Origin of the sequence: Mesorhizobium sp. M7A.F.Ca.CA.004.06.1.1 (assembly GCF_003999135.1) — a bacterium.
Taxonomy (GTDB): domain Bacteria; phylum Pseudomonadota; class Alphaproteobacteria; order Rhizobiales; family Rhizobiaceae; genus Mesorhizobium.
Genome location: NZ_RZPQ01000357.1, coordinates 1 through 5,909, shown reverse-complemented (window position 1 = coordinate 5,909; position 5,909 = coordinate 1). Strand labels below are relative to the sequence as shown.

Genomic DNA, 5,909 nt, shown 5'->3' with positions numbered 1-5,909 from the left:
CGGCGATCGTCGGCGCCATCGTTGCCCAGCAAGGCGCCTATCAGCTCAGCTATTTCGGCGCCGATATCTTCGTCGTCGACCTGGTCGGCGTGCTGATCCTGCGCGAACTCGGCGTGCTGATGACGGCGATCATGATCGCCGGCCGCTCCGGCAGCGCGATCACCGCCGAGATCGGCTCGATGAAGATGCGCGAGGAGGTCGACGCGCTGAAGGTCATCGGGCTCAACCCGATCGGCGTCCTGGTCTTTCCGCGGCTCGTGGCGCTGGTCATCGCCTTGCCATGCCTGACCATCATCGCCAATTTCGCCGCACTCGGCGGCGGCATACTGGCTGCCTGGCTCTATTCCGACATCCCGCCCGCCGCCTTCATCGACCGGTTGCGCGTCGCCATCGATCTCAGCACCATCTTTGCCGGCCTGATCAAGGCGCCGTTCATGGCCATGATCATCGGCACGATTGCCTCGGTCGAAGGCATGAAGGTCGGCGGCAGCGCCGAATCGCTCGGCCAGCATGTTACCGCTTCGGTTGTGAAGTCGATCTTCGTCGTCATCATCCTCGACGGACTTTTTGCCATGTTCTACGCAGCGATCGAGTTCTGAGATGAACCTGCGAAACAGGAAAAGGGCGGGCGCATTGGCGGATGAGGCGGGTGAGGGCGACATCGTGCTATCCGCGCACGACATCAGCGTGTCCTTCGCCGACAAGCTTATCCTCGACAGACTGTCGCTCGACATAAGGCGCGGCGAAATCCTTGGATTTGTCGGCGCCTCGGGTGCTGGTAAATCCGTTCTGCTGCGCACCATTCTCGGCCTGACGCGCAAGCAGTCGGGTACGATCAAGCTGTTCGGCGTCGATGTCGAGAAAGCTGATGATGCCGAGCGTCTGCGCATCGACATGCGACTTGGCGTGCTGTTCCAGCACGGCGCGTTGTTCTCGGCGCTGACAGTGCAGGAAAACGTCCAGGTGCCGATGCGCGAATATCTCGACCTGCCGCGAAAGCTGATGGACGAACTGGCGATGCTCAAGATCGAGCTGGTCGGGCTGCCGCCCGATGCAGCGCAGAAATTCCCGTCCGAACTGTCCGGCGGCATGATCAAGCGCGCCGCGCTGGCCCGGGCGCTGGCGCTCGATCCCGACATCGTCTTCCTCGACGAGCCGACATCGGGCCTCGATCCGATCAGCGCGGCGGAGTTCGACGAGCTGGTGGTCAAGCTGCGCGATACGATGGATTTGACTGTCTACATGGTCACGCACGATCTCGACACGCTGTTCACCGCTTGCGACCGGGTGGCCGTGCTCGGCAAGAAGAAAGTGCTGGTCGAAGGCACCATCGACGACATGCTGAAGAGCGAGGAACCGTGGGTAAAGTCCTATTTCCGCGGAAAACGCGCCCGGCAACTTGATCTTGCGGCGCGCGCATAGCCATAAGTGGGACAATGGAAACCAGAGCCAACTACGTCATTGTCGGCATCTTCACGCTGGCCGCGATCCTGGCGGCGTTTGCCTTCGTCTACTGGACGGCGGCCATCGGCGACAAGGGCGAGACGACGTTGCTGCGCGTGCGCATTCCGGGCTCTGCGTCCGGGCTTGGCCGCGGCAGTTTCGTGCTGTTCAACGGCGTCAAGGTCGGCGACGTCAAGCGCGTCTATATCGACGTCGACAATCCGACGGTTGCCATCGCCGATACCGAGATCGACCGCATGACGCCGATCACCAAATCGACGCAAGCCGATATCGGGCTTGCCGGCCTGACCGGGCAGGCCAACATCGAGCTCAAGGGCGCCGACCCCAAGGAAGTGAAACTCCTCGACCAGGCGGAAAAGGAAGGCAAGGTCGCCGAGATCGTCGCCAACCCGTCGGCGGTGACCAACCTCTTGCAGACGGCGCAGAATATCTTCACCCGCGCCGACAAGGTGCTGACCGAGCTCGAAGGCTTCACCAGGGACGTTCGCGGGCCGCTGACGCAGACCGTCCAGAATGTTCAGACCTTCTCCGATGCGCTGGCCAAGAATTCGGATGGCATCGACAAATTCCTGTCCGCCGCCAGCACGCTGGCGGATGAGCTTAAAGGCGTTTCCGGCAAACTCGACGGCACGCTGAAAGCAGCCGAAGGCCTTCTCAACGCCGTCGACAAGGACAAGATCAAGAGCATCGTCGCCAATGTCGACGCGGTAACCGGTAACCTCAAGGAGACGTCGAAGCAGCTCGACGGCGTGATCAAGAACGTCGATACAGCCGTGGGATCGGTCAACGACTTCGCCAAACGGACGCAAGGCACGCTGGCCAAGGTCGACAACGTGATCGACGGTATCGATCCCGCACAAGTGCGCTCGGCGCTCGCCAACATCCAAAAGGCCAGCGAGAGCGCCGACAAGGCCGCCGCCGATATCGCTGAGGTGACCCACAAGTTCGCCAACCGGGCCGACGACATCGACCAGACGATCAAGGACGCAAAGCAGCTCGCGCAACGGCTCAACGATGCCTCGGTGCGGGTCGATGGCATTCTTGCCAGGGTCGATACCTTGCTCGGGTCGGGGCAGGCCGATGGCGTGATGGCGGATGCCAGGGCGACGCTGAAGTCGTTCAAGCAGGTTGCCGACACGCTGAATGCCCGCCTTGGCGTCATCACCGACAATCTGGCGCGCTTCTCGGGACAGGGACTTTCGAATGTCGAGGCCTTGGTGCAGGACAGCCGCCGTTCGATCAGCCGCATCGAAGAGGCGGTGACCGATCTCAGCCGCAATCCGCAGCGCATCCTTTCGGGTGGCGACGGCGAGGTTCGGCAATTCGATGGCAGGGCGCGGCGTTGACTTCGGCGACGGCGCGCCCCAGAAACATGAGCCGCGAAAGCGGGTCGATCTTACGATCCGGGGACAACGGGGATCGCGCGTGAAGTCTGTGTGGGTGAAAACGGGCGGGTTGACATCGGCTGCGGCACTGCTTGCCCTGACGCTGGCCGGCTGCGCGGCGTTGGGCGGCAAGCCCGCGCCGCTCGATACGTTCGAGCTGTCGGCGCCGTCGATCGACGCGCATGGCCATAGCCGCCGCCAGATCCTGATCGCGCAGCCGTCGGCGCTCAAGGCGCTGGACAGCCAGAACATCGTCATCAAACCGTCGGATCGCTCGATCCAGTATCTTAAGGGCGCGCAATGGGCCGACCGGCTGCCGCTGATCGTGCAGGCGCGGCTGGCCGAGACCTTCCAGCGCTCGGGCAGCTTTGCCGGCGTCGGCAAGCCGGGCGAGGGCCTGGCGATCGACTATCAGGTGATCGTCGAAATCCGGTCCTTCGAGGTGCGTGTCGACGGCGGCGAACATGCCGAGGTCGATCTGTTCGTGCGGATCCTGAACGATCGCAACGGCGAGGTCCGTGCCTCCAAGAGCTTCACCGCAGCCGCACCCGTCTCGGGCAGCGGCAATCCTGCCTATGTCAGCGCGCTCGACAAGGCGTTCGGCGACGCCGCCGGGCAAATCGTGCGCTGGACGGATTCGGTGATCTGAGCCGGCCGAGCTTTCAAAGCGATCGTGCGTCGCGTTGAAACCACGTCGCACAGCGCATCGACTAAAGATCTTTGGTTTGCGCCGCCCCTCATTGCCCTGCCGGGCATTTCTCCCCGTATAGTGACGGGGAGAAAGACGTTGTCGCCGAAGATTTCGCCAATCGCCAACGTTGCTGAATGGGCGCCGGGAGTGCGGCCATCTCCTTCTCCCCGTCACTATATGGGGAGAAGGTGCCGGCAGGCGGATGAGGGGCGGCGCCGACCGATTGTGATCCTCGTCGCCCGCTCAGTGCAGGCGGCCGCTCGCATGGGCCAGCATGGTGTAGACCTTGCCGGTGTCCGACGTCAGGTAGGTCTGCGCCATGATGTTGTCGCGGTCGTTGCGCGAGACATCCTTGAGCAGCTTCTCGAAATCGTCGCAGTAGCGGTCGACAGCGGCGCGGAACTCGGCTTCCGCCTGATACTTGCGACGGATCTCGTCGAACGTCTGCTGTCCCTTCAACGTGTAGAGCCGCCTTGTGAACACGTCACGCTCGCCACGCCGGTAGCGGTTCCACAGCTCGATCGAAGCCTCGTGGTCGATGGCACGCGCGATATCGACGGAGAGCGAGTTCAGCGATTCCACGACATGCAGGGGCGAGCGCTGGGCAGGGGTAGCGCGCTGCGCTTCCACGGGGGCCGTAGGGGCTGCCGACCTGAGGTCCTCATCGTTCGATGCCGCGGTCAGCAGATCCCGCACCCATCCGCCCTGGGGCGTGCGGGCGCTGGCATCGCCGCGCGGACGCGGTGCCGCCTCGGCAGGACGCTCAAGGTCGAGCGTGCCGCGCAATGCAGGGCCGCCCAAGGGCGCCTGAGGCGTGCGCAGGTCCGGCTGCGGTGCCGGTGCGCGGCGCGGCGGCTCGGCAGCGCGTGCGGCCGGCGCTTGCGGCGCCGGACGCAGGTTGCGTGGTTCGGACCCGTCACCGCCGCGGCCGGACTTGGCCACGATGTCCGAAAGCTCCTTCAGGGCGTTGATCTGCTCGGAAACGGCGCGGCGGATGGCCGAGGTCGATTCCTTTGCCTCTTCGGGCATTTCGATGACGCCCTTCTTGAGCTCGGCCCGGGTCAGGTCGAGTTCGCTCTTGATCGAGCCGGCGGTGCGCCGCATCTCCTCGGTGGCATCGGCAAAGCGCTTGGTTGCCGAATCGACGACGTCGGTGATGGCGTTGCGGATCTTGTCGGCCGACTCCATCGTCTTGCCTTCGGCGTTCTGCAGCGTCTGGCCGACGAGATTTTCGAACGAGCGCATGACCCTTTCGAGATCTTCCGACTTCTTGACCAGGCCGACAGCGAGGTCTTCGAGCGACGATTGCCGTTCGAGCGTGTGTTCGAGATTGCTCTGGGCCGAGCTCAGCAGGTCCGAAGCGCTGGACAGCAGGCGGCTGTGTTCGTCGAACTTGGTGGCGATCGACGCCACCTCGCGCAAGGTGGACGACGACAGTTCCGTCAGCCTCGTCGTGTTCGAATCGACCAGACGTGCCGAGCTGGCGAAGGTCTGCGCGGCTTTTTCCGTGGTGGCGGCGAAGCTTTGCGTGCTGCCGCTCAGGCGTTCATCGACCTGGCCGAGATTGACCGCGGCCTGATCGATCAGCTGGCCGAGCTGCGAGCTGGACTTGGTCATGCGGCCGATGAGATCAGCGACGCTGTCGGACAGCGACGAGCGGGCGCCTTCGACCGCCGACAAGGTTTCGGCGGTGCGGCTGGCGAGCGCGTCGACAAGCGCGGCATTCTCGCTGCGCAGCTTCTCGGTGGCGCGTTCGGTGACCTCTTCCATGCTCTTTTGCAGGTCCGAGCCGCCCTGGGCGAAGCGCTCGACCAGGGGCCGTGCGGTTTCGTCGAGGATCTTCGACATTTCGGCCGAACGTGCGGCGAGCATGGTGTTGAGTTCGCGGGTGTTGGCGCCGATCGTCTTGGCGGCATCGTTGGTGCTTTGGCCGATATGCTGGCCAACCGCGGTGAAGGTCTCGGCGATCACATTGGCGCGCGAGACGAGTTGCGCCTCGGCATTCGACACCTGTTCGTTGAGCTTCTGGCCCATCGTCTCGGCTGTGAAGGCGAGGCGGTTCTCGACGCCTGAGACCTGCTCTTCGACACGGGCTGCCGCGGCCGCGGCACTCGACGCGAAACGCTCGTCCGCACCGGCAAGCGCCTGCTCGATTTCGCGGGCGTGCACGGCCATCTCCTGGCCGGTCCGCCTTGCGCGTTCGGCAACCCGTTGCTCGGTATCGGCAAAGGCACCGACGATCGTCTCGGCATGCTCGCCGATCGTGGAGGTGCTGCTGGCGATGCGCGACACCAGACGCTGATCCGCCTCGTCGAAGATACGGCCGATTTCCGAGGCACGGCTCGACAGCGCTTCCGAACCTTCGGCGA

At 64.1% G+C, this 5,909-nt stretch carries 4 protein-coding genes and 1 pseudogene; 4 read left to right on the top strand and 1 reads right to left on the bottom strand.

The genetic code is table 11. The annotated features are described in order from the left end of the window. From EN906_RS20315 to EN906_RS20300, 4 genes are all read left to right on the top strand, one after another. On the top strand, positions 1-599 hold a 599-nt coding region (locus EN906_RS20315), incomplete at its 5' end, for an ABC transporter permease (RefSeq protein ID WP_164777258.1). 1 nt (position 600) lies between these two features. Next, positions 601-1,422, top strand: coding sequence for an ABC transporter ATP-binding protein (locus EN906_RS20310; RefSeq protein WP_127276369.1), 822 nt, complete (start codon positions 601-603; stop codon positions 1,420-1,422). Between the two features lie 14 nt (positions 1,423-1,436). Then, the gene (locus tag EN906_RS20305; protein WP_127272353.1) at positions 1,437-2,810 is read left to right on the top strand and encodes an MlaD family protein; all 1,374 of its coding nucleotides are present in this window, start codon (positions 1,437-1,439) and stop codon (positions 2,808-2,810) included. Then, entirely contained in the window at positions 2,791-3,498 is a 708-nt protein-coding gene (locus EN906_RS20300) for an ABC-type transport auxiliary lipoprotein family protein (protein WP_127271479.1), read from the top strand. The genes EN906_RS20305 and EN906_RS20300 overlap by 20 nt, the downstream gene beginning before the upstream one ends. Before the next feature lie 285 nt (positions 3,499-3,783). Here the strand turns inward: EN906_RS20300 and EN906_RS20290 are convergent. Beyond that, a pseudogene (locus EN906_RS20290) lies at positions 3,784-5,909 on the bottom strand (kinesin); the annotation flags it as partial.

What these genes read in the sequence shown, in the direction of transcription:
- EN906_RS20310 (WP_127276369.1), top strand. Translation starts at nt 601, where the DNA reads ATGAACCTGCGAAACAGGAAAAGGGCGGGCGCATTGGCGGATGAGGCG.
- EN906_RS20305 (WP_127272353.1), top strand. Translation starts at nt 1,437, where the DNA reads ATGGAAACCAGAGCCAACTACGTCATTGTCGGCATCTTCACGCTGGCC.
- EN906_RS20300 (WP_127271479.1), top strand. Translation starts at nt 2,791, where the DNA reads ATGGCAGGGCGCGGCGTTGACTTCGGCGACGGCGCGCCCCAGAAACAT.